26 protein-coding genes are annotated in these 26,326 nt (G+C 43.0%); 24 read left to right on the top strand and 2 right to left on the bottom strand.

Features of this window, described 5'->3' with window-relative positions:
• Positions 1-179: 179 nt before the first annotated feature.
• The 17 genes from NST57_RS06750 (at position 180) to NST57_RS06830 (ending at position 15,503) form a co-directional block, all read left to right on the top strand.
• Positions 180-1,211 (top strand): sulfate ABC transporter substrate-binding protein, encoded by a 1,032-nt coding sequence (locus NST57_RS06750; protein WP_341298299.1) that lies wholly within the window; start codon positions 180-182, stop codon positions 1,209-1,211.
• 11 nt (positions 1,212-1,222) lie between these two features.
• Entirely contained in the window at positions 1,223-2,068 is an 846-nt protein-coding gene (gene cysT / locus NST57_RS06755; protein WP_142154824.1) for a sulfate ABC transporter permease subunit CysT, read from the top strand.
• A gap of 5 nt (positions 2,069-2,073) precedes the next feature.
• A complete protein-coding gene (gene cysW / locus NST57_RS06760; RefSeq protein ID WP_142156156.1) occupies positions 2,074-2,943 on the top strand; it encodes a sulfate ABC transporter permease subunit CysW in 870 nt (289 codons plus the stop codon).
• 15 nt (positions 2,944-2,958) lie between these two features.
• Positions 2,959-3,690 carry a sulfate ABC transporter ATP-binding protein gene (locus NST57_RS06765; protein WP_200831214.1) on the top strand — a complete coding sequence of 244 codons (732 nt, stop codon included), beginning with the start codon at positions 2,959-2,961 and terminating at the stop codon, positions 3,688-3,690.
• Positions 3,691-3,930: 240 nt separating this feature from the next.
• On the top strand, positions 3,931-4,398 hold the full coding sequence (locus NST57_RS06770) for a PTS sugar transporter subunit IIA (RefSeq protein ID WP_008346265.1): 468 nt from the start codon (positions 3,931-3,933) through the stop codon (positions 4,396-4,398).
• 50 nt (positions 4,399-4,448) lie between these two features.
• On the top strand, positions 4,449-5,822 hold the full coding sequence (locus NST57_RS06775; RefSeq protein ID WP_007498866.1) for a PTS galactitol transporter subunit IIC: 1,374 nt from the start codon (positions 4,449-4,451) through the stop codon (positions 5,820-5,822).
• Between the two features lie 19 nt (positions 5,823-5,841).
• The gene (locus NST57_RS06780) at positions 5,842-6,120 is read left to right on the top strand and encodes a PTS sugar transporter subunit IIB (RefSeq protein WP_017367077.1); all 279 of its coding nucleotides are present in this window, start codon (positions 5,842-5,844) and stop codon (positions 6,118-6,120) included.
• Between the two features lie 64 nt (positions 6,121-6,184).
• On the top strand, positions 6,185-6,631 hold the full coding sequence (locus NST57_RS06785) for a hypothetical protein (RefSeq protein ID WP_008346260.1): 447 nt from the start codon (positions 6,185-6,187) through the stop codon (positions 6,629-6,631).
• The gene (locus NST57_RS06790) at positions 6,628-7,659 is read left to right on the top strand and encodes an alcohol dehydrogenase catalytic domain-containing protein (protein ID WP_341298300.1); all 1,032 of its coding nucleotides are present in this window, start codon (positions 6,628-6,630) and stop codon (positions 7,657-7,659) included. The genes NST57_RS06785 and NST57_RS06790 overlap by 4 nt, the downstream gene beginning before the upstream one ends.
• Before the next feature lie 180 nt (positions 7,660-7,839).
• On the top strand, positions 7,840-8,823 hold the full coding sequence (pdhA, locus tag NST57_RS06795) for a pyruvate dehydrogenase (acetyl-transferring) E1 component subunit alpha (RefSeq protein WP_142154827.1): 984 nt from the start codon (positions 7,840-7,842) through the stop codon (positions 8,821-8,823).
• A 31-nt stretch (positions 8,824-8,854) separates the two neighbouring features.
• Positions 8,855-9,835 carry an alpha-ketoacid dehydrogenase subunit beta gene (locus tag NST57_RS06800; protein WP_341299194.1) on the top strand — a complete coding sequence of 327 codons (981 nt, stop codon included), beginning with the start codon at positions 8,855-8,857 and terminating at the stop codon, positions 9,833-9,835.
• Between the two features lie 17 nt (positions 9,836-9,852).
• Positions 9,853-11,175 (top strand): dihydrolipoamide acetyltransferase family protein, encoded by a 1,323-nt coding sequence (locus NST57_RS06805; RefSeq protein ID WP_341298301.1) that lies wholly within the window; start codon positions 9,853-9,855, stop codon positions 11,173-11,175.
• A gap of 12 nt (positions 11,176-11,187) precedes the next feature.
• Positions 11,188-12,570, top strand: a complete 1,383-nt coding sequence (gene lpdA / locus NST57_RS06810) for a dihydrolipoyl dehydrogenase (protein ID WP_341298302.1) — start codon at positions 11,188-11,190, stop codon at positions 12,568-12,570.
• A 31-nt stretch (positions 12,571-12,601) separates the two neighbouring features.
• The gene (locus NST57_RS06815) at positions 12,602-13,297 is read left to right on the top strand and encodes an SDR family NAD(P)-dependent oxidoreductase (RefSeq protein ID WP_142154830.1); all 696 of its coding nucleotides are present in this window, start codon (positions 12,602-12,604) and stop codon (positions 13,295-13,297) included.
• Positions 13,275-14,060: an SDR family NAD(P)-dependent oxidoreductase gene (locus tag NST57_RS06820; RefSeq protein ID WP_341299195.1), complete on the top strand. Its 786-nt coding sequence runs from the start codon at positions 13,275-13,277 to the stop codon at positions 14,058-14,060. Before NST57_RS06815 ends, NST57_RS06820 begins: the two co-directional genes overlap by 23 nt.
• Before the next feature lie 93 nt (positions 14,061-14,153).
• On the top strand, positions 14,154-15,110 hold the full coding sequence (locus NST57_RS06825; RefSeq protein ID WP_017359143.1) for a sugar-binding transcriptional regulator: 957 nt from the start codon (positions 14,154-14,156) through the stop codon (positions 15,108-15,110).
• 63 nt (positions 15,111-15,173) lie between these two features.
• The gene (locus NST57_RS06830; RefSeq protein WP_041092306.1) at positions 15,174-15,503 is read left to right on the top strand and encodes a bh protein; all 330 of its coding nucleotides are present in this window, start codon (positions 15,174-15,176) and stop codon (positions 15,501-15,503) included.
• A gap of 13 nt (positions 15,504-15,516) precedes the next feature.
• Here the strand turns inward: NST57_RS06830 and NST57_RS06835 are convergent, their stop codons facing one another.
• Entirely contained in the window at positions 15,517-16,842 is a 1,326-nt protein-coding gene (locus NST57_RS06835) for an amino acid permease (RefSeq protein WP_142154831.1), read from the bottom strand.
• 329 nt (positions 16,843-17,171) lie between these two features.
• Between NST57_RS06835 and NST57_RS06840 the strand changes: the two genes are divergently transcribed.
• The gene (locus tag NST57_RS06840; protein ID WP_142154832.1) at positions 17,172-18,122 is read left to right on the top strand and encodes a VOC family protein; all 951 of its coding nucleotides are present in this window, start codon (positions 17,172-17,174) and stop codon (positions 18,120-18,122) included.
• Positions 18,123-18,359: 237 nt separating this feature from the next.
• Here the strand turns inward: NST57_RS06840 and NST57_RS06845 are convergent, their stop codons facing one another.
• On the bottom strand, positions 18,360-19,679 hold the full coding sequence (locus NST57_RS06845) for a S1C family serine protease (protein ID WP_341298303.1): 1,320 nt from the start codon (positions 19,677-19,679) through the stop codon (positions 18,360-18,362).
• Positions 19,680-19,848: 169 nt separating this feature from the next.
• Between NST57_RS06845 and proG the strand changes: the two genes are divergently transcribed.
• From proG to NST57_RS06875, 6 genes are all read left to right on the top strand, one after another.
• Positions 19,849-20,673: a pyrroline-5-carboxylate reductase ProG gene (gene proG / locus NST57_RS06850; protein WP_341298304.1), complete on the top strand. Its 825-nt coding sequence runs from the start codon at positions 19,849-19,851 to the stop codon at positions 20,671-20,673.
• 189 nt (positions 20,674-20,862) lie between these two features.
• Complete coding sequence (locus tag NST57_RS06855; protein ID WP_142154835.1) at positions 20,863-21,687, top strand: M55 family metallopeptidase; 825 nt, start codon at positions 20,863-20,865, stop codon at positions 21,685-21,687.
• An 18-nt stretch (positions 21,688-21,705) separates the two neighbouring features.
• Positions 21,706-22,641, top strand: a complete 936-nt coding sequence (locus NST57_RS06860; RefSeq protein WP_008346233.1) for an ABC transporter permease — start codon at positions 21,706-21,708, stop codon at positions 22,639-22,641.
• Positions 22,638-23,600 (top strand): ABC transporter permease, encoded by a 963-nt coding sequence (locus tag NST57_RS06865; RefSeq protein WP_142154836.1) that lies wholly within the window; start codon positions 22,638-22,640, stop codon positions 23,598-23,600. The genes NST57_RS06860 and NST57_RS06865 overlap by 4 nt, the downstream gene beginning before the upstream one ends.
• A gap of 7 nt (positions 23,601-23,607) precedes the next feature.
• Positions 23,608-24,621 (top strand): oligopeptide/dipeptide ABC transporter ATP-binding protein, encoded by a 1,014-nt coding sequence (locus NST57_RS06870; protein ID WP_142154837.1) that lies wholly within the window; start codon positions 23,608-23,610, stop codon positions 24,619-24,621.
• Positions 24,618-26,237 carry a peptide ABC transporter substrate-binding protein gene (locus tag NST57_RS06875; RefSeq protein WP_341298305.1) on the top strand — a complete coding sequence of 540 codons (1,620 nt, stop codon included), beginning with the start codon at positions 24,618-24,620 and terminating at the stop codon, positions 26,235-26,237. Before NST57_RS06870 ends, NST57_RS06875 begins: the two co-directional genes overlap by 4 nt.
• Positions 26,238-26,326 lie beyond the last annotated feature (89 nt).

The following is a 26,326-nucleotide window of genomic DNA, read 5'->3' on the forward strand; positions in this document are numbered from 1 at the left end:
AATAGTTTGAATAATATATAGACTAACATCAATCATACATAGCTGATCGGACAACCGAAGGCTCTTGGCATTGACGTACAGGATTTTTTTGTACTTCAATCGCTGAGGGCCTTTTTTGCGTATAGAACTGAAAACGGCAAGGTTGGTGTCACTATTCCATGTGAAAGGGAGCGGATAACGTGAAAAAATGGATATGGATTTCTATTGCGATCACACTTTTCATCATCACAAGTACTGCATGCTCAAATGCGAATGAAGCCTCAAATCAAAAGGGAAAGGTTGAGCTGTTGAATGTGTCATACGATCCTACACGTGAATTATATCAGGAATACAATCAAGCCTTTCAGACTTATTGGAAAGACAAAACCGGTGAAGATGTGACGATACAGCAGTCTCATGGAGGGTCAGGTAAGCAGGGGAGATCGATTATTGATGGACTCGAAGCAGATGTGGCTACACTTGCTCTTGGGTATGACATTGATGCCATTGCAGATCGAGGGCTGCTTTCAAAGGATTGGCAAAAAGAATTTCCGAATCAGTCCACACCTTATACGTCTACTATTGTGTTTCTTGTGAAGAAAGGGAACCCCAAAAAGATTAAAGACTGGGATGACCTGATTCAGCCAGGTGTATCTATCATCACACCAAATCCAAAAACGTCAGGCGGTGCAAGATGGAATTATTTAGCCGCATGGGCATATGCCGATAAAACCTTTCATGGGGATGAAGAAAAAACGAAGAATTTTGTGAAAAAGTTATATGAACATGTCGAGGTGCTCGATTCAGGTGCCCGTGGCGCCACAACAACTTTTGTCGAGCGAGGTCTTGGTGATGTGTTAATTGCTTGGGAAAATGAAGCCTATTTGACACTGCATGAATTAGGCAAAGACAAATTTGAGATTGTCAGTCCTTCCATTAGCATTCTAGCAGAGCCGCCCGTGGCCGTTGTCGACCAAAATGTGAAACGAAAAGGAACAGAGAAAGTGGCAAAGGCTTATTTGGATTATTTGTATTCTAAAAAAGGACAGGAAATTGCGGTGAAAAACTATTATCGACCAAGAAATCAAGAAGTGTTAAACAAATTTAAAGACCAATTCAAAGAGATTGAGATGGTGACCATTGATCATGCATTTGGCGGATGGCGAAAGGCGCAAAAAAGATTTTTTGATGATGGCGGATTATTTGATCAAATATATAGCGGACAAAAATAGGGGGCGACGTGATGAAGAAAGGCTATGTTGCCGCCAATAAAAGAAAACGTGTATTGCCTGGATTCGGGCTGAGTCTCGGAGTGACACTTGTTTATGTCAGTGCGATTGTCGTGATTCCTTTATCTATGGTATTTATTTGGACGGCTTCATTAGGAGCAGAAGGGATTTGGAACGTTTTTAGTGATGCACGGGTGCTAAAGTCGCTGCAGCTTACGGTTACGACTTCTTTTGCAGCTGCACTCATCAATGCAGGTTTCGGTGTACTGATCGCATGGGTTCTCACGAGGTACTCGTTTCCAGGAAAGAACATCTTGGATGCCCTCATTGATTTACCGTTTGCTCTTCCAACGGCAGTGGCCGGCATTGCTTTGACGACTCTTTATTCTCCGAATGGGTGGATTGGGCAATTTATGCATGTGAAGGTGGCATACACCCCGCTCGGGATTATTTTGGCACTGATTTTTATCGGCATTCCATTTGTCATAAGGACGGTTCAACCGGTCATTGAGGGGCTTGAGCAGGAGGTGGAAGAAGCCGCAGCCATACTTGGTGCTACAAGAAAACAGACCTTTTTTCATGTACTGCTTCCTGCCTTGTTTCCAGCGGTGATGACTGGATTTTCTCTTGCATTTGCAAGAGCACTCGGTGAATATGGCTCCGTTGTGTTTATAGCGGGAAATATTCCGTTTAAAACAGAGATTACACCACTAATGATCATGTCTAAGCTTGAGCAGTACGATTATCAAGGTGCCGCAGCCATTGCCTGTTTCATGCTGCTCTTATCATTTGTCATTTTGTTATTGATTCACGGATTGCAATGGTTTGTCGAGCGAAAAAAACAAGTGGAAGTGAGGTGAGACGATTGGAAAGGGAGCTTCGTAAAGAGCACCGCATCAAGTACAGGAGTCCTGTCACGGAATCAAAAGCGGTGAAGCGTATGTTGATTAGTGTGGTGTATGCTTTTTTGATTTTGTTTTTACTCATACCGCTGATTGCTGTGTTTTCAAAGGCTTTTGAGAAAGGCTGGAGTTCTTACCTTCTTGGCATCTCACATCCAGACACGCTTGCGGCAATTAAATTGACTGTTTTCATTGTGATGATCACATTGCCGCTTCAAATGATTTTTGGGATCAGTGCTGCTTGGCTCATCACAAAATTTCATTTCCCGGGAAAACGTTTGTTAACGACTGTCATTGATCTTCCGTTTGCGGTGTCACCTGTCATTGCAGGACTTGTATTTGTACTTTTATTTGGCTCAAATGGACTTTTAGGACCGTGGCTTTTAGCAAATGGATGGAAAGTGATTTACTCTGTACCGGGGATGATTCTTGCGACCATCTTTGTGACATTTCCTTTTGTTGCGAGAGAGTTAATTCCGTTTATGCAAAATGAAGGCATTCATGAGGAAGAAGCATCGCTTACGCTTGGTGCCAGTGGGTGGAAGACCTTTTTCCTTGTGACACTTCCAAATATAAAATGGGCCCTTTTTTACGGCACTATTTTAGCAGGGGCAAGGGCGATTGGTGAATTTGGTGCAGTGTCGGTTGTATCCGGTCATATCCGCGGAATGACGAATACGATGCCGCTTCATATAGAAATTCTATACAATGAGTATCAATTCCAAGCGGCTTTTGCTGTGGCCTCTCTCATGGCGTTTGTAGCGGTCATCACATTAATGATCAAGCAGATCATTCAGCAAATGGATCATAGGCTTGGCAAGCGTTCAAAATAAATGGAGGGATCAGCCTTGGGGATTACAGTGAAACAAATATCAAAGCAATTTGGGCAGACGACGGTTTTGCAAAACGTGAATTTGACGATCGGAAATGGGGAATTGATTTCTTTGCTTGGACCATCTGGGTCAGGTAAGACGACTTTATTAAGAATTATTGCAGGGCTTGATGATGCAAATACAGGGCAGATCTTATTTGGAGAACAGGATTATACTGATATTCCAGTGCGAAAGCGTCAAATTGGTTTTGTCTTTCAGCAATATGCGCTTTTTCGGAATATGACGGTATTTGATAATGTGGCTTATGGACTGAAGATGAAACCTAGAGGAGAAAGGCTGCCTAAAAAAGACATCAAAGAGCGGGTGCATGAGCTGCTGAAAGTCGTTCAATTAACGCAGTATGAACACCGTTATCCAGAGCAGCTGTCAGGTGGACAAAAGCAGCGTGTAGCACTCGCGCGTGCTCTTGCTGTTAAACCGAAAGCTCTTCTGTTAGATGAACCTTTTGGTGCACTAGATTCAAAGGTGAGGAAAGAATTAAGACATTGGCTGAAAAAAGTACATGAAGAATTTCAAATGACGACCATCTTTGTGACGCATGATCAAGAAGAAGCGTTTGATATCGCTGATCGTGTTGTGGTGATGAATGAAGGCAGAATCGAAAAAATTGGTACAAAAAAAGAAATGACAGAGCAGACAGACAACCTTTTTGTGTCTGAATTTTTAGATGTAGGAAGCCATATTTAACAAGAAGTTGAGGAGATTTTATGAAAGAGATGCGGCAAAAAGCTGCATCTTTTTTTATAAAAAGTTTCCTGGGAACATTGACTTATAATTTCGAATATTATAATATCTTTACAAAGGTAACAGTATTGAACATTTTAAAAAACGCATATTTATAAACGCTTTATAAAAGGTTCTGTTTTAAAATGTTCATTCTTTTTGTTACATGTGTTCATATTTATACCAAATGAAAGGGGTGGTTGTTTGAACAGCTTGTTTGAGTTAGATCAACAGCTGATTGAGCTGCAATACGAAGCATCTTCAAGTGAGGAGGTGACTGCCTATTTAGCAGAAAGGTTAGAAACTGGAGGATATATTAAATCGAGCTTTTTACCAGCAGTGCTTGAAAGAGAAAAAACATATCCGACCGGTCTTCCTCTTGCGACTTTTGGGGTAGCCATTCCCCATACAGATCCTGAACATGTAAACAAACCGGCGATCAGTGTAGCGACATTAAAGGAACCTGTTATTTTTCATAAGATGGGAAGCCCTCATGAGACAGTTCAAGCCAAAATTGTGTTCGTTCTGGCAATCTCTGAACCTAGTAAGCAGCTCGTGATGTTAGAGAAACTGATGACGCTTTTCAGAAAAGAAGAAGTAATGACAAGTTTATCTCACATGACATCGTATGAAGAAGCCGTTGATGTACTTCAAAAAGAATTAAACCAATAGTTATTCACGACATAATGTAAGCGCTTTATCTAAAATCAGGAGGTGGATGTATGATCAAGCAAGCCGTCGATTTTATCTTAGACTTAGGGCCAACAATTATGCTCCCAATTATTATGACGTTATTCGGTATGATTTTAAGGCAAGGATTTAAAAAATCCTTCCGTGCAGGTATTACCATCGGAATTGGATTTGTCGGGGTCAATCTTGTCATTAATTTACTCGTAAGTGGTCTTGGACCAGCAGCCAAAGCCATGGTCAATTCCCTTGGATTAAAGCTTGATATTTTAGATGTCGGCTGGCCGATTGGAGCCGCCATTTCATTTGGTACACCTGTTGCCCCTTTGATGATTCCTCTTGTGCTCTTGTTAAATGTCATTTTGCTGTCTGTTAACTTTACGAAAACATTGAATGTGGATATTTGGAATTTCTGGCATTTGATTTTCGCTGCATCTGTTACTTACTATGCTTATCATAATATGTTCTTAGCCCTTGCCGTTGGCTTAATCGTTTCTGCGATTACACTAAAACTCGCCGATTGGACGGCACCGACGATTGAACACCATTTCGGATTAAAAGGCGTATCGATGGCTCATGCTGAAACGGTCAACTTCGCACCGCTGATGTATGCGTCAAATCGCGTGATTGATAAAATCCCTGGTTTAAACAAAATTCATGCGGATCCAGAAACTTTAAAAAAACGTTTTGGCATCTTTGGCGAACCGCTTGTGATGGGTCTTATACTTGGTATCATTATTGGTCTTCTTGGCGGCTATGATGCAAAAGGTGTCATGACCCTTGGGATTCAAATGGCTGCAGTTCTTGTGTTAATGCCAAGAATGGTTGCTTTATTAATGGAAGGACTTATTCCAATCTCTGAGGGTGCTCGTTCTTATATTCAAAAGCGTTTTCCTGGAAAAAATGTCTATATTGGTTTAGATACAGCGATTGTCATTGGCCATCCAGCGAATATGGCTGTAGCCCTTCTGATGGTGCCAATCACCATTTTGCTCGCTGTCGTCCTTCCTTACAATGGTATGCTGCCGTTTGCAGACTTATCGGTACTGCCATTTACAGTGGTATGGGCAGTAGCAGCTGCTCGTGGAAATATTATTCGCGGCCTCATTAACAGTATTTTTACTTTAATGATTGTCTTCTTCATTGCAACGAACCTTGCACCACTCGCCACAACAATGGGGAAAGCAGTTGGTTTCGACTTCCCAGAAGGGGCAAATATGATCTCTGGTATCGATCTTGGTTCACACGTCATTCCTTGGATCATGGTGAGACTTCTTGATCCGAGCAATCCTTACTTCATTGCAGCGATTGTCTGTGCACTGGCATATGCGCTTCTTTGGTACTGGGTGCGAAATGATATTAAAAAGCAGTATGCAAAAGAAATGGGCTTAGATCAGAAAGATCAATAAACGAGCTGGAGGGATTCTTATGGCAAAAAAAATATTAGTATCTTGCGGAACGGCAGTTGCTACGTCAACGGTTGTGGCAAAAAAGGTAGAAGAGACATTAAAGGAAAAAGGATACGATGTCATCGTTGAACAGTGTAAGGCATCTGAGGTTCCACAGAAAGCGGAGGGTGCTGATTTAATTGTGACGACAACGCCTGTTAGTGATACAAAAGGAACGCCTGTGATTCAAACGTTATCCTTTTTAACAGGATTTGGCATTGAGGATGATATTGAAAAGATTATCGATCATATTAAGTGAACGATGGTTGTGCGTGGAGGAGCTGCGAAAGCTCCTTCCATGTCATTTGAAAGGAGGAGCTCTCATGCAGCAGCATGCTTATAGCCGAACGTCTGCCATGTTTTCTATTTTTCTTCCGGCCTTGTTAATATGTGTGTTTTTTCTCTGGTCTCTGTATACGTTGATGTCGGCAGGACCTGAGCCATTAGCTGTGTTAGGCGTGTATACGCTGCCTATCCTTATGCTTTCTAGCATCACAGGCCTGAATCAGCCAACGAATATCATGATTAGTGAAGATGAGCTGAAAATAGGTGCTTTTGGCAGGTGGCACACATATGCCGTGTCCGATATTAAAGGAAAATTGTTTTTAAAGCCATATCCTCATATCGGGAAAGTATATGTCAGAGTTGGACCTGCGCGAATATTTGGCGGACGCTACTGGATTTCAAGTGAGATGAGTGAGTACAAACAGCTTGTTCAATCCTTGCAGAGTCTTGCGACATGTGATGAAAAGGAGGATGCGGCTAAATGAAATCAGCTGTCTTTTATTCTTCAGAGGACATTCGTTACGAGGAGCGGAAGCGGCCAGTCATTGGTGATGATGAAGTATTATTAAAAATGCGTGCCTGCGGCTTATGCGGGACGGATATTTATAAAGCGACACATGAGACGGTACCTCCTGGCACAGTGCTAGGGCATGAAATCGCTGGTGACATTATCGAAACAGGCCGTCACGTCACACATGTTCAAACAGGAGACAGGGTGTATGTAGCGCATCATGTCCCTTGTTTTACTTGTGACTTTTGTCAAAGAGGATTTTATACAATGTGCCCGCAATTTTCAGCCACAAATGTAGAGCCGGGCGGTTTTTCGGAATATATTCGTGTTCCTGCTTTACATGTGAAGCATACAATGGGCAAGCTCCCACATGGCGTCTCATATGAACAAGGAGCGATGGTCGAACCGGTTGCCTGCTGTCTTCACGGCTTTGAAAGGGCGCCCGTTCATCCTGGAGATTCGGTCTTGATTCTTGGAGCGGGGCAAATTGGCTGCATTCAATTACAGCTTGCCAAATATTATTTGGCTGGAAAAGTGATGATCACAGACGTAAATGAGAACAGGCTCCTTCAAGCAAGAAATCTTGGTGCGGACGTCGCTTTTCATCCAGCATCTGAGCCAGTAGAAAACCGGGTCATGAAAGAAACAGATGGAAAGGGAGCGGACCTCGTCATTATTTCTGTGGGGAGCAGTGCGCTTTTAAAAGAAGCATTTCAAGTGGTTGCAAGGGGCGGAACGATTTTGGTCTTTGCCCACTTTTCGAAAGGGGATGTCTCCATTCCAGCAGAACGTTTTTTCCATGATGAAGTGAAAGTAGTCGGAGCTTATTCCTCGCATCCATATCATTATCGTGAAGCGCTAGAGCTCTTAAAAGCAAAGGTCGTTCATACAGAAAAAATGGTGACGCATCGATATCCATTAAGTCAGCTTCGTCAGGCGATAGAATGCGCTAGGCATCCAGAAGGTGAAAGCGTCAAAATCATGATGTATTCAGATGAATGAGAATGTACGAGATGGAGAGAAAGAGAAGGTCTTTGGAAAAGGGCTTTGCCTTTCTCTTTTTTTCTGAAAAAAGATGAAAACGCTTAAAAAATAAACGGAAATGCTTGACTTCAATGAGAGTTAAACGTATGATAATTACAAATGTTACACATAAGAACAAATGTAAAGGAGAGAGAAGAAATGCAAAAACAAATCACTTTGCCTGAACAGATTAGTCATGAGAAATTAGCAGATTTATATAAACAAATGTGGTTAGTTAGATATTTTGATGAAAAGGTCGATCAATTCTTTGCTAAAGGATTAATCCATGGAACGACCCATTTATGTGTTGGACAGGAAGCATCGGCTGTTGGATCTATTGCTGTGTTAAAGGATGAAGATAAGATTGTCAGTACACACCGCGGACATGGTCACTGTATTGCAAAAGGTGCAGAGGTCAATAAAATGATGGCTGAACTGTTCGGACGTGAAACAGGTTACTGCAAAGGAAAAGGCGGTTCCATGCATATTGCCGACTTAGAAAAAGGAAACCTTGGGGCAAATGGAATTGTTGGTGGCGGTATTCCGCTTGCAACTGGTGCGGCGCTCACGTCCAAGATGAAAAAGGAAGGTTTTGTGGTCCTTTGTTTCTTCGGAGACGGTGCCACAAATGAAGGCAGCTTCCATGAAGCGCTGAATCTTGCTTCCATTTGGGATTTACCTGTTGTGTTTATTTGTGAAAACAACCAATACGGCATGTCTGGTCCTGTGAAAGAAATGATCAACATTGAAGACATCTCAACAAGAGCAGAAAGCTACGGAATGCCAGGTAAAACGGTTGATGGAAATGACATGGTTGAGATCATGAATACAGTAGATGAAGCGGTAAGCCGTGCAAGAGCTGGAGAAGGGCCATCACTCATTGAAATGAAAACGTATCGCTGGAAAGGCCACTCAAAGAGTGATGCGAAAAAATACCGTACACGTGAAGAAGAGACAGAATGGAGACAAAAAGACGGAATTAAACGCTTTAAGTCACTCTTAATGGAGCTAGATGTTCTAACAGAAGAGCAGGCTACTCGTTTACAAGAAGAAGCAAAGCAGGAAATCGAGGCATCTGTTGAATTTGCGAAAAATAGTAAAGAACCATCAATCGACACACTATTAGAGGATGTATACGCCTAATTAGGAGGGGAATCACGTGACAAACACGACAGTGAGAGAGATTTCATATTTAGAAGCCGTTCGAGAAGCAATGAGTCAGGAAATGAGAAAAAATCAAGATGTCTTCATTTTAGGTGAAGATATCGGCGTATACGGTGGCGCATTTGGTGTCACGCGCGGAATGATCGAGGAATTCGGTCCAGAACGCGTCCGCAATACGCCGATTTCAGAGGCTGCCATCGCAGGAGGCGCAGTCGGAGCGGCTTTGACAGGGATGCGTCCGATTTTAGAACTACAATTCTCTGACTTTATTACAATTGCAATGGATCAGCTTGTAAACCAAGCAGCGAAAACACGTTACATGTTTGGCGGAAAAGGGAAGGTGCCGCTTGTTGTCAGAACACCAGCAGGTTCTGGGACAGGTGCCGCAGCGCAGCACTCCCAAAGCTTAGAAGCGTGGATGGCTCATATTCCTGGACTAAAGGTGGTTCAGCCTTCAACAGCTTATGATGCAAAAGGACTTTTAAAAGCAGCAATGGATGATGACAACCCTGTCATTTTCTATGAACACAAGCTTTTATATAAAACAATTGGTGAAGTACCAGAAGAGCAGTACTCGATTCCTTTAGGGAAAGCGGATGTGAAGAGAAACGGAAAGGACGTCACAATTGTCGCAACAGCCATTATGGTGCACAAAGCGCTCGAAGCAGCGAAGGAACTAGAAGCGGAAGGAATCGATGTCGAGATCATTGATCCGAGAACGCTCGTCCCCTTAGATGAAGAAACCATTATTGAATCTGTGAAAAAAACAGGCAAATGTATCGTTGTGCATGAGGCAGTGAAACGAGGCGGCTACGGCGGAGAGATTGCCAGTATGATAGCGGAAAGTGAAGCCTTCGACTATTTAGATGCGCCTATTAAACGACTTGGCGGTCTTGCCGTCCCAATACCGTACAACCCAACGCTGGAAAAAGCAGTCATTCCACAAGTGCCAGATATTATTGAAGCAGCAAAAGAGCTCGTGCGCTCTTAAGTAAAGGGGAGAAGATCATGCCAAAAGAGATATTTATGCCGAAGCTAAGCAGTACGATGGAGATCGGTACCTTGCTTCAATGGTTTAAAGAAGAAGGAGATTCGGTTGAAATCGGTGAGCCTCTATTTGAGATTATGACAGACAAAATCAATATCGAGGTTGAAGCCTATGATGATGGCGTTTTTCTAAAGAAATATTACGAAGCAGATGATCAAATTCCAGTCAATGCTGTCATTGGATATATCGGAGAGGCAAATGAGCAGGTACCGAGCGAGCCGCCAGCGCAGTCAGATGAAGCATCTTCTGAAGACAGCGGAACATCATCACCATCTGAACCATCTGTTTCGACTGAAGTTGAAACAGCGGTGGGTGAGAAAGTACGCGCAACACCTGCAGCGAGAAAAACGGCAAAAGATCACCAAGTAGCCATTCACGAAGTATCTGGTACAGGACCAAAAGGCAGAATTCAAAAACGGGATGTCGAAGCGGCCCTTCATACGAGCGAGGAAGGTCAGCGCATATCACCACTTGCAGGAAAGGTGGCTGCTCGTGAAGGAATCGACTTAGCGAATGTTGCTGGTTCTGGCGCCCACGGAAAAATCATGAAGAGTGATGTGACAGCAGCAGGCGCACAAAAAGCAGACGCTGCTCCAGTGAGAACACAAAAACTAGCCGGGATGAGAAAAGTGATTGCAGATCGCATGTCACAAAGTGCCTTTACAGCGCCGCACGTCACATTAACAAGTGAAATTGATATGACAAAAGCAAAAGAAGTGCGCAAACAGCTGCTCCCAACGATTGAAAAAGAGACAGGCTACAGATTGTCATTTACAGAAATCATCATCCATGCGGTCAGCAGTGTCCTCACACGCCACCCGCAAATCAATATGACGTTTGAACAAAATGAGCTCCATTTCCATGAGGATGTTCACATTGGCCTCGCGGTTGCTGTGAAAGACGGCTTAATGGTTCCGGTCATTTCTCATGCAAATCAAAAAGGGCTGAAACAGCTCACAAAAGAAGCAAAAGAAATTGGTCGAAATGCACGCGATCAAAAGCTGCTGCCAGACCAGTTGAAAGGGTCTACATTTACCATTAGTAACTTAGGAATGTATGCCATTGATACGTTTACCCCAATTATTAATCAGCCGGAAGTGGCGATTTTAGGTGTTGGACGCATTCAAGAAAAACCTGTAGTGATCGATGGAGAAATTCAGGTGCGGCCAATGATGGGTGTCAGCTTATCATTTGATCATCGAGTGGTAGATGGTGCACCAGCAGCAGCCTTTTTAACAGACCTTAAAAAAGTGCTTGAACAACCATTTGAATTGCTAATGTAGGAGATGAATCGGATGACAAAAACGTATGATCTGACAGTCATTGGCGGAGGGCCTGGCGGGTACACTGCCGCCCTTCAAGCCGCTGAACGTGGACACAAGGTTGCATTGATTGAAGAGGATTTTCTAGGGGGGACTTGTTTAAATCGAGGCTGTATCCCTTCAAAGACACTGCTCAAACATGCAGAAGTCATTGAATCAATTGAGAAAGCAAAAAGCTGGGGAATCGAAACAGGTGAGATGATTCTTTCCTTCGATAAAATGAGAAAACGTAAAGATGATGTCATTGAAAAACTCAGAGGCGGAATCGCCTTCTTATTAAAGCAAGGAAAGATTGATGTATATAACGGCAGAGGGACAGCTGTGACAAAAAATCGCATTGACATTGAAAAACAAGATGGGTCAGAAACGATTGAAACAAAAGAGCTGATCATTGCCACTGGCTCATCACCTGCTATTCCGCCTATTCCAGGGCTCAAAGAGATTCAATTTGACACAAGTGATACGATCTTTGACATCCCAGATATTCCTGCATCTGTCGTCATTATTGGTGGAGGTGTGATTGGTCTTGAGCTGGCCTGTATCTTCCATAGTCTCCAATCAAAAGTCACCATTATAGAAGCCGCTCCGTCGATTATTCCGCAGGAAGATGAAGAAGCGTCGAAATTACTAGAAAAAGAATTGAAGAAAAAAGGCATCCATATCGCAAAGAAAACGACTGTGACAGAGGTAACAGAAAGTGAAGGAGTCAAAGCGATTCATGCGACAGACGATAAAGGAGAGACGCACATCTTTACGGCTGAAAGACTGCTAGTTTGTGTCGGAAGAAGACCAAATGTTTCTGCTGTCAGTCAGCTGGATCTTCAGCTGGATGGTCCTTTTATTAAAGTAAACGACGAGATGAAGACAAGTGCTGAAGGTGTATATGCAATTGGAGATGTAGCTGGCGGCTATCAGCTCGCTCATGCGGCGATGGCAGAGGCAGCCGTTGCGGTCAGCAATATATGCGGCGAACCTGAAAGAATGAATCACGACATCGTTCCTAGATGTATTTATACATTACCAGAGGTAGCGAGTGTTGGACTGACTGAGAAAGAGGCAAAAGCCAAAGGGCTGAACGTGCGGACAGAGCGATTTGATTTAGCTGCAAGCGGAAAAGCTTTGGCAGCAGGTGTTCAAACAGGTTTTATTAAACTCGTGTACGATACCGTATATGGTGAAGTCATTGGCGCTACAATGGTTGGTCCGCATGTAACGGAGATGATATCAGAGGCTTCTTCATTTATGTATTTAGAAGGAACAGCTGAAGAGATGGCCAAAATGATTCATCCGCATCCAACCATCTCAGAAGGCTTTTATGAAGCAGCTCTTAATATCGTAAGTAAGCTGAGAAAATAAATGCCAAACAAGGGATAGGGAGGAGATCCGTGTGCACGTCCAGCTTCATCAGAAAGTGGCACTTGTGACAGATAGCACAGATGGATTTGGAGAAGCCATCTGCCTGGCATTGGCCCAGGCAGGTGCACATGTTTTTATACACGCTTTTCGTGATGAATTAAAAGCAAAGTCGATAAGCGAAAACATTGAAAAATTAGGCGGCCAATCGACTGTTGTCATCAATCCGCTTGAGACACCGCGTGATGCCACGCTTATGCTAAGACAAGTCATCGATACATGCGGCAAGCTTGATATTTTAGTCAATCAAGCCGAGCAAACAGCAGATGGGGAGATTGATGACGTAAGTCCTGAGATATGGGTCGATGAAGTGGAAAGGTCCGTAAATACAGTCTTTCTTTCCAGTCAAGCCGCTGTGTGGCATATGGTGGATCAGAAGCAGGGCTGCATCATTAATATTTCCTCATCAGGCAGCATAACAGGTGATGGCGGGATCTCACATGCTACATCAAATAGTATGTTGAATGCCATGACAAAAGGATTAGCGCGCGAATTTAAAGACAAAGGCATCCGTGTATTGGCACTACTTCCGCCGCCTCTCCATTTGCTTCCTGACAAAGAGCAAATCAAGGAGACGGTGGCTCATATGACGGTTTTCTTGAGTACATCGTACGGCGCATTTACAGATGGAGCAGCGATTATGCTCGATGGGGGTGAGAGCGCTGGCTAATCAACAAAAACCAGTTCTCATCGTAGGTGGCGCCCAAGGGATCGGCAAAGAAATTGCTCAGCGTTTTTTAAAAGAAGGGCATCGTGTAGCTGTATCAGATATAGATGAACAGGGACTTTCGCTTTTAAAACAACAGCATCCTCAGCTGCTGACGTTCCAAGCTGACGTTTCATCGTGGGAAAGTGTTCAGCAGATGACGTCAGTAGCTGAAAGGGAGCTGGGTGGCATTGGGCATCTTGTCTATTCAGCAGGAATGACGAAATCCCTTCCTTTTTTAGAGGTTGATTTTTCACTTTGGAAAAAGACACTGGCTGTGAATCTATATGGTCTTTTCTACTGCATCAAAGCATTAGCACCCTATTTATGTGAGCGGAAAGAAGGCAGTGTTGTCATCATTGGATCAGGATCTGCGATAACAGGCTCTGGCGGCGGCATCCAGTATTACGCGTCAAAAGCCGGGGCATTTGGTCTCATGCGTTCGCTTGTAAAGGAATTGGGTTCCCATCATGTCCGCATCAATGTCATTGCACCACGCGTCATTGAATCTCAGATGCTTGATACGCTCTATCCAACTGAGTTTGAGAAAAGTCAGCTTCGATCACTCATTCCTATCGGGAGATTAGGAAAACCAGAAGATATTGCTGGAGTCACTTTATTTCTCGCAAGTGACGAGGGAAGCTATTTGCACGGACAGATACTCTTATTAGACGGCGGAAGAACGTATCAGCCTAAATATAGCAAGGGAAAAAGAGCGGAAAGTTGATCGCTCTTTTTGTCATTTTCATAACAATTGTTCCAATTAGAAACGAATGTTTGGTATACTGGTAATCATAGTATATTAAAAGGATGATGTCACATGCTGAATTGGGAAGAAAGACGACAGCTCGTCAAGGTTGCTCATCTTTATTATACAGACGGGTGGACGCAGCAGGAGATTGCAAAAAAACTCAATGTCTCAAGACCAGTCATTTCAAAGCTCTTACAAAAAGCAAAAGATGTGGGAATCGTTGAAGTGTACATTAAAGACGAAAGTATTCATACAGTAGAACTTGAAAAGCAGCTAGAAACGACCTTTCAATTAACGGATGCTGTCGTTGTCCCAAGTGTCGGGACAATGTCTGAGATGGTCAAACGGGCAGTCGGTCAAGCGGGCGCCTATTATCTTTCTAAAAACATGAAAGGCGCTGAGAAAATCGGTATTTCATGGGGAACCACACTTGCCGAGCTCGTGAAGGAATATCCATTTGAACGAAGAAACGATGTCAAAGTCATTCCTTTAGAGGGCGGAATGGGCAGGCAGGCAGTCGACATTCACGCGAATCAGCTGGCATATGAGCTGGCAAAGAAGATGAATGGTACGTGCTCCTATTTATATGCACCTGCGATCTTAGAAACAGAAGAATTAAAAGAGCGGCTGATGGCGATGCAGGACATAGAAGCTGTGCTTGAAGAAGGCAGAAATGTTGATATTGCCCTGATCGGTATTGGGAATCCGCATAAAGGCTCTACATTGAAAACAGTCGGTTATTTAAAAGAAGAGGATTTGTCTGGTTTAAGGCAATCAGGAGCTGTTGGTGATATTGGTTTTCGTTTCTTTGATGGTGAAGGGAAACCAGTCCAAGATGAGCTGAACCAAAAGGTGATTGGATTATCGTTAGAACAATTAAAGAACGTGAAAAAAGTCATCGCAGTTGTGGAAGGAACTCATAAAGCTGAAAGTATTTTAGGGGCTTTAAATGGCGGCTTTATTCAGGTGCTCGTCACCGACGAATTGACTGCGGCAGCTATTTTAAAGGAAGCATCCGTCCAATAAACAGCTGACAGCCATCGAATTGTATAAAAAGAGCAACATCAAACGAGAAAGGAGCTGTGTATCTTGAAGAAAACCGAAATGGAAGCAAATCTACACTGTACTCGGTGCCAAGAAGAGACCCTCCACAGCATCGTTTATGTAAATGATCAGATGAAAAGCGTTGAGTGTACAGAGTGTCATCAGAAGATCAGTGTGAAAGTCGACATCATGAAGGAATTTTACAAAGAAGTATATGAAAAAATTGCCACAAAGCCGAAGCGGATGACGCAGGAGTATAAGGCGAATCTGAATGGATTTATTTCAAGACTCCCAATCCGGGTTTTAAGTAAGCCATACCGGCTGATGAGATATTTAAACGAATCTTATAAGGTCATTAAGCAATATAAAAAATAAAGCAGAGGCTGTCTTAGCGCTCTGCTTTATTTTGTGTTTTTTTCATATAGTAATAAATCGGCAGTCCGGCAATGCCGATCAGCATGGAGATCAGGCAGCTTTGCCAATCGGTGATCATGGTGCTGATTAAGACAAAGAAAGAGCCGATAATTGCAATGATCGGTGTGAGCGGGTAAAGTGGTACGCTATAAGCGCGCTTCATTCCCCTGTTTTGTTTTCTTAGCTTAAAGACAGCGAAAAAGGCCATCACATAAAAGATGTAAATCATAAAAATCGAAACCTCTGACAGCTTCTCGGGATTGCTGACGATCATAAAGACAACGGCAATCAAAATCTGTACAAATACAGCGATCCAAGGTGTTTGAAAGGTAGGGTGAATGCGTGAAATGGCTTTGGCAAACGGAATTTGTTTTCGTTCTGCCATCGCAAAAATGACACGCGGGAACGAAAGAACCTTTCCATTCAAACAGCCAAAGATACTAATGATGATTCCGATACTAATAATTTTACCGCCAATGGGACCAAAGAGCATTGTAGCAGCTGTGCTTGTTGCATTTTCACCTAGTTGAACGATTTGATCAGCTGGCAACACGTGCAAAAGGGCAATGTTAATAAAGAGATAACAAGCTGTGACAATTAAAATACCGCCTGCCATCGCGCGAGGAAGTAGTTTCTCTGGATTTTTCATTTCACCGCCAAGCGCTGCAAGCAAAATCCAGCCATCATAGGCGAATAATGTCGCCAAAATCGCTGCACCGAAGTTCATCTGAGCGATACTCTCATTGACGGCTGTGAAGATATGTTCATTTCCCTTCCATAAGCCAAACACAATAATCGCTGCAATTGGAACAAGCTTTCCAATCGTAGTCAGTCCTTGGACAAAACCGCCGTATTTCGTTCCCATGATGTTGATCACACATAAAAAAAGAACGGTGATAATGCCAATCGTTGTAGCCCATAAAGAAGAAAGGGAAAATAAATTAGCTAATAATGAACCAAAATAAAGACCAAGAGCACCAATAATTGCTGGCCCGTAAATAATAATTTGCACCCAGCCGCATAAGTAGCCCCAAAATTCACCGTACACTTCTTCAAGATAGGCATATAAACCGCCAGTACGCGGGATTTGTGTACCAATTTCAGCGACTGTCAGTCCGCCTGCAAGGGTTAAGATCCCGCCTAACAGCCAAGCGAATAAGGCGATGCCTGAGCTACCTGAATAAGAAAGGACGTTGCCAGGCTTCATAAAAACGCCAGATCCAATAATTGTTCCGATGACAAGAGATAGGGCAAAAAATAAGCCGATGTCTTGTTTTAACGCTGGTTGTTCTTTGTTCATTACACACGACCTCCTGCATCACTTTCGTACGTTACTGTGACATGTATTTTGTTCATTGTAATACGATTTTAGGAAAACAAGAATTAAAAAAATTTTCTGATTTTCGTATTTGTATTTAAAAGTGTTCGTTTATTGGAGATATTAGGATGAATGTTACCTTAAAAACGAACAATAAAAGAATATTTTTGATTTAATGTTAATTTAATAGGCGAAAGCCGAACGTCCAATAAAGATGCAGCCGAATGGTTGACTTTTCTTCTAAAATGGCCTATTTTATTCATAAGGATATTATCTTGAATTCGAGATATTTTATAATAGGAGTGAACATAATGAAAATAAATGGGATTCACCACGTATCAGCACTAACAGCAAATGCTCAGAAAAACGTTGATTTCTACCGCCAAATTCTTGGCTTAAAACTGGTGAAGAAAACAGTCAATCAAGATGATCCATCGATGTATCATCTATTTTATGGAGATGAGGTTGCCTCACCTGGAACAGAACTGACGTTTTTTGAAATACCGATGCTCGCTCGCCGGCTGGACGGAACAAATGCAATCTCGCGCACAGGTCTGATTGTCACTTCAGAAGAGGCACTCGCCTTTTGGGAAAAGCGCTTTGAAGAAAAAGGTGTAAAGAAAGAAATAGCTTCTTTAAGAGGCGGCAGACCTGCCTTGAAATTTACAGATCCAGAAGGACAGCAGTTATTTTTGACTGTAGAACCAAGCGTGCAAGATGGAGCGAAGCCGCCAGTGCATGATGAGATTCCTGCTGATTTTGCGATCAGAGGCTTGGGACCAGTAGAATTAACAGTCGCAGAAGCAGATAAAACGATCAGTGTGTTAACGAGCATTCTTGGTTTCACAGAAAAAGCACGAGAACAATCAAATGATGGTGAAATCGTGACGATTTTTGAATCAGGACAAGGCGGAGCTGGCACAGAGATTCATGTCATTGAAAAAGCAGAAGGACCTGTTGAGCGATCTGGCAGAGGGAGTGTTCATCACGTAGCCTTTCGTGTAGCGGACGCAGAAGAGCTTGAAAAATGGCATGATAAAATAGCCAAAGCTGGTTTCACCAACTCTGGTGTCGTAGAACGTTTTTATTTTAAAGCCCTATATTTTAGAGAACCAAACGGCATTTTGTTTGAAATCTCAACAGACGGTCCTGGATTTACAGTGGATGAAAGCGTGGATGAGCTCGGTGATCAATTAGCACTTCCGCCGTTTTTAGAGCACAAACGAGCAGAAATTGAACAAAGATTAGCCCCAATCAAATGAACATGAAAAAAGCAGCTCATGAAAATTGAGCTGCTCAGCGTGTAGACAAACCCTCGCATTCGGTGTCAGTCCTGTGTGCTGGTGCTCACGAATATCAAATTCGCTCCAGTACTCGTCCTTCCTAGACTGCAAAGGTTTTCTATCACGCTGAAAGGAAGACAAAGGGCTAAAATCAATTCATTTTAGCCCTTTGTCAACAATCTGAAGCAGCTCATAAAAATTGAGCTGCTTTTTTCGTTAAGAGCTGACTTGCTTTGATTCAGATTGTGTTAATGTCACTTGTTTTGTTTCTTCTTTTCCATTACGAACGAGTGTGATGCTGACGGTATCTCCTACTTTTGCATTCGTGTAAAGTTCGTGGCGTAATTCACTGCCGGTTGTCACTTTTTTACCATTAATAGCGGTGATGATATCTTCTGCCTTTAATCCAGCTTTTGCAGCAGGGGAGCCAGCGGCGACTTCTTTTACGTATACGCCTTTATCCAACTGACTGCTTGTCAGTCCAAGCGTTTCCTTCTGATAAGCATCTGGTACTTGTTCGAGATCCAGCATGCTGATACCGATATAAGGTCGTTCGATTTTTCCTTTTGTGAGTAGCTGCTCAGCAATTGGTTTGACATCATTGATTGGGAGAGCAAACCCGATACCTTCCACACCTGTTTCAGAAATTTTCATACTGGTGATCCCCACAACCTTTCCGTCTGTTGTTAAAAGCGGTCCACCGCTGTTGCCGGGGTTAATGGCGGCATCTGTTTGAATGACATTAATACTGCTTTCGCCAGCTGAGGTATCCATAGAAACTGTTCGATCGACACCGCTGACAATTCCTTGCGTGACTGTTCTTGATAAATCTTCACCAAGCGGGTTTCCGATCGCGATGACGGTTTCTCCTGCACGAAGAGATGAGGAGTCTCCAAGTTCAGCGACTTTTGTAACGCCACTGCTGCTAATTTCCACGACGGCAAGATCAGTCAGCGGGTCAGAACCGACCACTTCACCTTCCACCGTCTTGCCATTATGCAAGGAGACTGTTAATTTACTTGCTCCTTCAATCACATGGTTATTTGTTAATACATAGGCTTTACTGCCGGATTTTTTGAAAATAACCCCTGATCCGGTACCGCTTTCTTGCTCTTGACTGCTGCTGTTTTGATTTTGCTGTGATTCATCAAACGGTGTGTTCATATCGCCAAAATCTGTGGTTGTTTGACTTTGAGTTTGATAGTTTGTAATGCCGACAATGGCTGGTGATACGTTTTCAACCATACTGGAAATACTGCTGGTCGAATTGGATGTTTGTGACGCTGTTGTTTTTGACGAATTTGTACTTGTATCATTTGTCGATACAGCTGCTGTTTTCGTTGACGAATCAGTTGAACTATTTTCTGAATGCTGAGCATATGGAGTCAGAACGTAAACACCTAACGCTAACGTACCGCCTACAATCCCGCTGACAAATGGCTTCAACCAGCCACTTGGCTTCTTCTGCTTTTTTTTCGGCTGTTCAATCGTTTGTAATTCATAAGAAGTGTGTTTTTCATCTTTGTGTTGTGTCATCAAGATCACTCTCTTTCATCGATTTTTACATGTATGTGTTCAAGGTGTTTGACTGTATGTGGTGGATACTGACTTTATCGTAAGAAAAAAGTGTGGGATAAAAATGAAAACATTGTGGGAAATTGTTAAAATAAGTAGTGAATCTAAGCAAAATAGAGGAGATTAAACTTTGGAGACTATTGGAATCATTGGATATGGAAGCATGGCAGATATGATGGTACAAAAATGGCTGGACAAAGGAGTACTTCTTGCCAGTCAGTTTATGATCCATACAAGAAGTGAAACGGATCGGCTGCAACAGCTGAAAGAGAAGAACCAGCATGTAAACATTTGTTCGTTAGATGACATCTCTGCATCATGTGATGTCGTGTTTGTTTGTGTACCACCGCTTGCTGTACTTGATGTCTTAGATCAGCTGAGCCCCGCAAAGAAATCTCTCCATATTGTATCAGTGGCAGCGGCTGTCACGTTAGACAAATTAATGCAGCATACGAATCAGCCGGTTTCTAGATACATTCCCACTTTGACATCAGCCGTAGGCACGGGTGTATCTCTTGTGGCGCATGGGGAAAAGGCCGGACAGGAGGCGCAAGAACGGCTCCACCGCCTGCTTTCAGCTTTTAGTATCGTCAGGGAAGTGGAGGAGGACCGGTTTGATGCGGCGAGTAATTTGACAAGTTCTTCCCCGGGCTTTATTGCAGCGATCTTTGAAGAAATGGCGAGAGCAGCTGTACGGAATAGTGAGCTTTCTTTAGAAGAAGCCTATGAATTTTTAACGTATGCACTGCTAGGAACAGGTCAGGTTCTTGTTGAACGCGGACTGACATTTGCTGAAACGGTGAACAGGGTCGCAACAAAAGGCGGGATTACAGGAGAGGGTGCTGCAGTCATTCAGCAGCAGGCACCGCAAATGTTCGATGACTTGTTTACACAAACGATGAAAAAATATGCGCAGCTAAAATCGCAAATCCATGAAGCAGACAAACACCACTAAAGACATAGCTAGTGGTGTTTTTTCTGTAAAATAAATCCTTTCGCATCAATGCTTTTGACCTGTATTACCTGAGTCTAATTTCCTTATTTTCAGACATTGTATTGAAAAATCAATCAAGTTCTCATATAATTTTTTAGAAAATTTAGAAAAATATACACAAATTTTAAGTTTAATTAAAGGGGGATGGGGATGAAGCTCTATTTATCAGTCGATATGGAGGGAATTACTGGTCTAGCTGATCATACATTTGTTGATAGCCGCCAGCACAATTATGAGCGCGGGAGAAAAATCATGACAGGTGAAGTGAACGCCTGTGTAGAAGCTCTTCTTACACATGGGGCGACCGATATTTTAGTGAATGATAGCCATTCTAAAATGAATAATCTGTTGATTGAAGAATTGCATGAGGAAGCATCTCTCATATCAGGTGATGTAAAGCCTTATTCAATGGTTCAAGGATTAGATCAAACGTATGATGCCGCTGTTTTTTTAGGCTATCATGCAAGGGCATCAATGAAAGGTGTGATGTCTCACAGTATGATTTTTGGTGTCAGACATTTTTACATAAATGATCATCCGATTGGTGAAATGGGCTTTAATGCGTATGTCGCAGGCTATTATGGTGTTCCGGTCATTCTTGTATGCGGAGACGATCAAGCGGCACTTGAAGCAGAAAAGTTAATGCCTGGCGTGAAAACAGTGGCGGTGAAAGAAACCATTTCAAGATCTGCTGTGAAATGCTTAACACCAGCGAAAGTGAGCACCCTCATCTCGCAGCAAGTGGAAGCTGCCATGAAAAAAATTCATCAAATGAAGCCGCTCACGCCTCCTGAGCAGCCAGTGCTGAAAATCGAGTTTGCCAATTATGGACAAGCCGAATGGGCGAATTTAATGCCGGGTACGGCCATCATCGAAGGGACAACAACGGTGACGTACCAAGCAGAGAATATATTAGAAGCCTACCAAGCCATGCTTGTCATGACAGAGCTTGCCGCACGTACAACATTTTGTTAAGCGAGGGGGAGACAGCAGATGGCCAGCTTTTTGCTCAAGCGTTTGATTGCCATGATTGCCACGATTTTAACCATCACAACTTTAACGTTTATTTTAATGAAGGTCATCCCAGGATCGCCCTTCAATGAAGAACGAAATACAAACGAAACTGTTCAGCGAAACCTCGAAAGCTACTATCACTTAGACGAACCACTCTATGTTCAATATATGATCTATTTAAAATCCATCGTTACTTTTGATTTTGGTCCTTCCATTAAAAAGCCTTCTGAAAGTGTCAATGATTTATTGGCGAGAGGTTTTCCAGTCTCATTAGAACTTGGTCTTATCTCTATTTTGATTGCTGTCATCTCCGGTATCTTGCTCGGAATCATGGCTGCCCTCCGGCATAATGGCTTGATTGATTATATCGCCATGACGATTGCTGTTTTCGGTATATCCATACCAAACTTTATCTTTGCTACCTTATTAATTCAGCAGCTTGCTGTGAATGTAAAGCTCTTTCCTACAGCGATGTGGACAAGTCCAATGCATATGGTGCTTCCTACCATTGCACTGGCGGTAGGTCCAATGGCGATCATTGCCCGGTTAACGAGATCGAGCATGATTGAAGTGCTGTCGCAGGACTATATTCGAACTGCAAAAGCGAAAGGACTTTCCCCTTATAAAATTGTGTTTAAACATGCCCTGCGGAATGCACTTTTACCTGTTGTCACGATCCTTGGCACACTTGTCGCAAGTATTTTAACAGGCAGTTTTGTGATTGAAAAAATCTTTGCGATCCCTGGAATGGGAAAATACTTTGTCGAGAGTATTAATAACCGTGACTATCCTGTCATCATGGGAACCACTGTTTTTTACAGCATCATCTTAATTACCCTTCTTTTCATTGTAGATGTGACATATCGTCTGCTTGATCCAAGGATCCAGCTGCATCAGAAAGGAGGAAAGGCATGAGTATACACCTTCAGCATGATCAAACGAATCAAGCGCATGAAGTGCCAGATGAATGGTTTGCTCCTAAAGAGCAAAAGAAATCTGAAGTCCATGCCATTAAAAGACCCTCACTTTCGTATTGGGCAGATACTTGGCGACGGTTAAAACAAAATAAACTCGCTATGTTTAGTTTATCGGTGCTGATTTTTCTTTTTGTCATGGCTGTATTAGGTCCACTCCTTGCGCCAAACAGTGTGACAGAACAGCGGCTTTCTATGCAAAACTTGCCGCCGTCAGCTGCTCACTGGTTTGGAACAGATGAGCTTGGACGTGATGTGTTTACACGTACTTGGTACGGCGCACGCATTTCATTATTTGTGGGCGTGATGGCCGCTCTCATTGATTTTGCAATCGGTGTCATCTATGGCGGTATTGCAGGATATAAAGGCGGGAAGTATGACCATGTCATGATGCGGATCGTCGAGGTGCTTTACGGTCTGCCGTATTTACTCGTCGTCATTTTATTGATGGTTCTGATGGGGCCAGGGCTTGTCACTATTATTGTGGCGCTCACTGTCACAGGCTGGATCGGGATGGCAAGAATCGTGAGAGGTCAAGTCCTTCAGCTGAAAAGCCAAGAATATGTCCTTGCCTCGAAAACCTTTGGCGCAAAAAGTTTGCGCATCATCCGCAGAAATTTACTGCCGAATACGATGGGACCGATTATTGTCCAGATGACGCTAACTGTACCGACAGCGATTTTTGCTGAAGCATTCTTAAGTTTTCTCGGTTTAGGCATTCAAGCGCCGTTTGCAAGCTGGGGTGTGATGGCCAATGATGCCTTGCCGACAGTGCTGTCAGACAATGGTCACTGGTGGCGTTTATTCTTTCCGGCATTTTTTATTTCGCTGACGATGTTTTGCTTTAATAATTTAGGTGATGGCTTGCAAGATGCGCTTGATCCGAAGATGAAGAGGTGATGGCGTGATGAAAAAAATGCTTCGGATTATCGATCTGCATGTTAGCTTTCGGACATATGGCGGTTCTGTTCAAGCGGTACGCGGGGTGAATGTGGATGTGTATGAAAAAGAAACCCTCGCCATTGTCGGAGAATCAGGCTGCGGAAAAAGTGTGACGTCTCAAAGTATCATGAGGCTTCTCCCTGCATACAGCGCACAAGTCGATCAAGGGGAAATTTGGTTTCGTGATCGCAACTTGCTGTCATTATCTGAAAAAGACATGCGCAGCATACGTGGTGTCGATATCTCCATGATTTTTCAAGATCCTATGACGGCACTCAACCCGACGCTGACAATTGGAGATCAGCTGATGGAGGCTGCAAAAGTGCATCAGAATCTGACAAAAAAAGAAGTGAAAGAAGAGGCGCTTCGTATGCTTGATTTGGTGGGGATTCCGCAGCCGAAAGAGAGGCTGAAGCAATATCCGCATCAATTCAGCGGCGGCATGAGGCAGCGGCTCATGATTGCAATGGCTCTTATTTGTGAGCCGAAGGTGCTGATTGCAGATGAACCGACAACTGCACTAGATGTCACCATACAGGCGCAAATTTTAGAACTATTTAAAGAGATTCAGAAAAAAACAGGCGTGACGATTATTTTAATCACACATGACCTAGGGGTTGTAGCACAAGTCGCTGATCGAGTGGCCGTCATGTACGGGGGGAAAATCGTCGAAGTCGGGACAAGGCGAGATATCTTTTACAGTCCACAGCATCCCTATACAAAAGGGCTGCTGCAATCCGTTCCAAGGCTGGATATGAAAGATGAACTCATTCCTATTGAAGGAAGCCCGCCTGATTTATTTGCCCCGCCAAAAGGATGTCCATATACCGATCGATGCCCGTCTGCGATGAAAGTGTGTGATCATATCATGCCGCATGAAACGCAGCGTTCACCTACACATGCAGTACATTGCTGGCTCCAAGATGAACGAGCGAAGCAAATGGTTTTAACTTCAACACAAAGGGGGAGTTTTTCATGAGAAAAACAGGTTGGATTCTCAGTATGTGCTTTATCGCAGTGATGCTGCTTGCAGGATGTACAGCTAATGAGCAAGCAGGCAAAGGATCTTCAAGCAAGGGTGAAGAGAAAATTTTAACATTAAATAACGAAAACGAACCGACATCATTTGATCCACCCATTGGTTTTAATAATGTGTCCTGGCAAGGGCTCAATAACTTAATGGAAGGATTAACAAGACTGAATGAGAAGCACGAACCATCTGCTGCCATGGCGGAAAAATGGGACATTTCAAAGGATGGAAAAACGTACACGTTCCATTTAAGGGATGGGATTAAGTGGTCAAATGGTGATCCAGTCAAAGCAAGTGACTTTGAATATGCGTGGAAGCGGCTGCTAGATCCAAAGACGGGCTCTTCTGCGGCATTCTTAGCTTATATGATTGAAGGGGGCGAAGCGTTTAACAGCGGAAAAGGGAAGAAAGAAGATGTAAAAGTCAAGGCTGTTAATGATCAAACGCTAGAGGTCAAGCTAGCATACCCGCAGAAATCTTTCTTAAATATGACGGCAAACCCTGCCTTTTTCCCAGTGAATGAGAAGGTAGCGGAAAAGGACCCGAACTGGGCCAAGGATGCGAAAACCTTTGTCGGCAATGGACCGTTTAAGCTGACAGAGTGGAAGCATGATGAAAGCTTTACAATGGAAAAAAGTGACACGTATTGGGACAAACAAACGGTCAAGCTAGATCAAGTGAAATGGCTCATGATCAGTGATCGAAACACAGATTATCAAATGTATCAATCAGGAGATTTAGATATGGCCTTCGTTCCGGCAGAACAAAGTGAAGACCTGTTAAAAAGTAAAGATGTGCAAATTGAGGATCAAGCAGGGCTGTTTTTTTATCGCCTGAATGTCAACATGGAGCCTTTTCAAAATAAGAACATTCGCAAAGCCTTTCAAATGGCGATCAATCCTCAGGATATTGTAGAGTATGTGACGAAAAATGAAGAAAAGCCAGCACGTGCCTTCGTTTCACCAGGAATTTTAGATTCAAAGGGTGAAGATTTCAGAGAAACTGGCGGCGACCTTGTCAAACATGATACGAGTGAAGCCGTAAAACTATTAGAAAAAGGGTTGAAAGAAGAGAACTATTCAAAGCTGCCGGCCGTCACATTAACATATAGTACAAAGCCTGAAAATAAGAAAAAAGCAGAAGCCATTCAGCAGCAATTAAAAGAAGCGCTAGGGGTAGACGTGAAGCTTGCAAACATGGAAGCAAATGTGTTTGCAGAAGATCAAAAGGCACTCAAATTCCAATTCTCGCAAAGTTCATTTCTAGCTGACTATGCAGACCCAATCAATTTCTTAGAGAGCTTCCAAACAGGAAATGCGATGAACCGGACAGGCTGGTCAAATGATACGTATGATCAGCTGATCAAAAAGGCGAGCCAAGAAGCAGATGAACAAAAGAGAAATCGTATGCTGCATGATGCCGAGGCACTTCTGATGGAAGAAGCACCGATCATTCCCATTCATTTTTATAACCAAGTCTATTTACAAAAAGAAGGCGTAAAGGGCATTGTTCGTCATCCTGTTGGTTACATTGATTTGAAATGGGCACAGGTAGATGGAGAGTAATTGAAAAAAATGAGAGAACGGGACGCTTTGAAAAAAGCGTCTGTTCCTTTATTCGTTCATGTTATAAAGAAGATACCCATAGATTGAAA

Source organism: Bacillus sp. FSL M8-0077 (assembly GCF_038050255.1).
GTDB classification, from domain to species: Bacteria; Bacillota; Bacilli; order Bacillales; family Bacillaceae; genus Bacillus; species Bacillus altitudinis.

Excerpts from the sequence above, each read along its gene's own strand:
- NST57_RS06835 (WP_142154831.1), bottom strand. The coding sequence starts at position 16,842 with ATGAACAAAGAACAACCAGCGTTAAAACAAGACATCGGCTTATTTTTT.
- NST57_RS06855 (WP_142154835.1), top strand. The coding sequence starts at position 20,863 with ATGAAGCTCTATTTATCAGTCGATATGGAGGGAATTACTGGTCTAGCT.
- NST57_RS06820 (WP_341299195.1), top strand. The coding sequence starts at position 13,275 with ATGGGGGTGAGAGCGCTGGCTAATCAACAAAAACCAGTTCTCATCGTA.
- NST57_RS06825 (WP_017359143.1), top strand. The coding sequence starts at position 14,154 with ATGCTGAATTGGGAAGAAAGACGACAGCTCGTCAAGGTTGCTCATCTT.
- cysT (WP_142154824.1), top strand. The coding sequence starts at position 1,223 with ATGAAGAAAGGCTATGTTGCCGCCAATAAAAGAAAACGTGTATTGCCT.
- lpdA (WP_341298302.1), top strand. The coding sequence starts at position 11,188 with ATGACAAAAACGTATGATCTGACAGTCATTGGCGGAGGGCCTGGCGGG.
- NST57_RS06785 (WP_008346260.1), top strand. The coding sequence starts at position 6,185 with ATGCAGCAGCATGCTTATAGCCGAACGTCTGCCATGTTTTCTATTTTT.
- NST57_RS06860 (WP_008346233.1), top strand. The coding sequence starts at position 21,706 with ATGGCCAGCTTTTTGCTCAAGCGTTTGATTGCCATGATTGCCACGATT.
- NST57_RS06790 (WP_341298300.1), top strand. The coding sequence starts at position 6,628 with ATGAAATCAGCTGTCTTTTATTCTTCAGAGGACATTCGTTACGAGGAG.
- NST57_RS06845 (WP_341298303.1), bottom strand. The coding sequence starts at position 19,679 with ATGACACAACACAAAGATGAAAAACACACTTCTTATGAATTACAAACG.
- pdhA (WP_142154827.1), top strand. The coding sequence starts at position 7,840 with ATGCAAAAACAAATCACTTTGCCTGAACAGATTAGTCATGAGAAATTA.
- NST57_RS06780 (WP_017367077.1), top strand. The coding sequence starts at position 5,842 with ATGGCAAAAAAAATATTAGTATCTTGCGGAACGGCAGTTGCTACGTCA.
- NST57_RS06875 (WP_341298305.1), top strand. The coding sequence starts at position 24,618 with ATGAGAAAAACAGGTTGGATTCTCAGTATGTGCTTTATCGCAGTGATG.
- NST57_RS06865 (WP_142154836.1), top strand. The coding sequence starts at position 22,638 with ATGAGTATACACCTTCAGCATGATCAAACGAATCAAGCGCATGAAGTG.
- NST57_RS06870 (WP_142154837.1), top strand. The coding sequence starts at position 23,608 with ATGAAAAAAATGCTTCGGATTATCGATCTGCATGTTAGCTTTCGGACA.
- NST57_RS06805 (WP_341298301.1), top strand. The coding sequence starts at position 9,853 with ATGCCAAAAGAGATATTTATGCCGAAGCTAAGCAGTACGATGGAGATC.
- NST57_RS06840 (WP_142154832.1), top strand. The coding sequence starts at position 17,172 with ATGAAAATAAATGGGATTCACCACGTATCAGCACTAACAGCAAATGCT.
- NST57_RS06775 (WP_007498866.1), top strand. The coding sequence starts at position 4,449 with ATGATCAAGCAAGCCGTCGATTTTATCTTAGACTTAGGGCCAACAATT.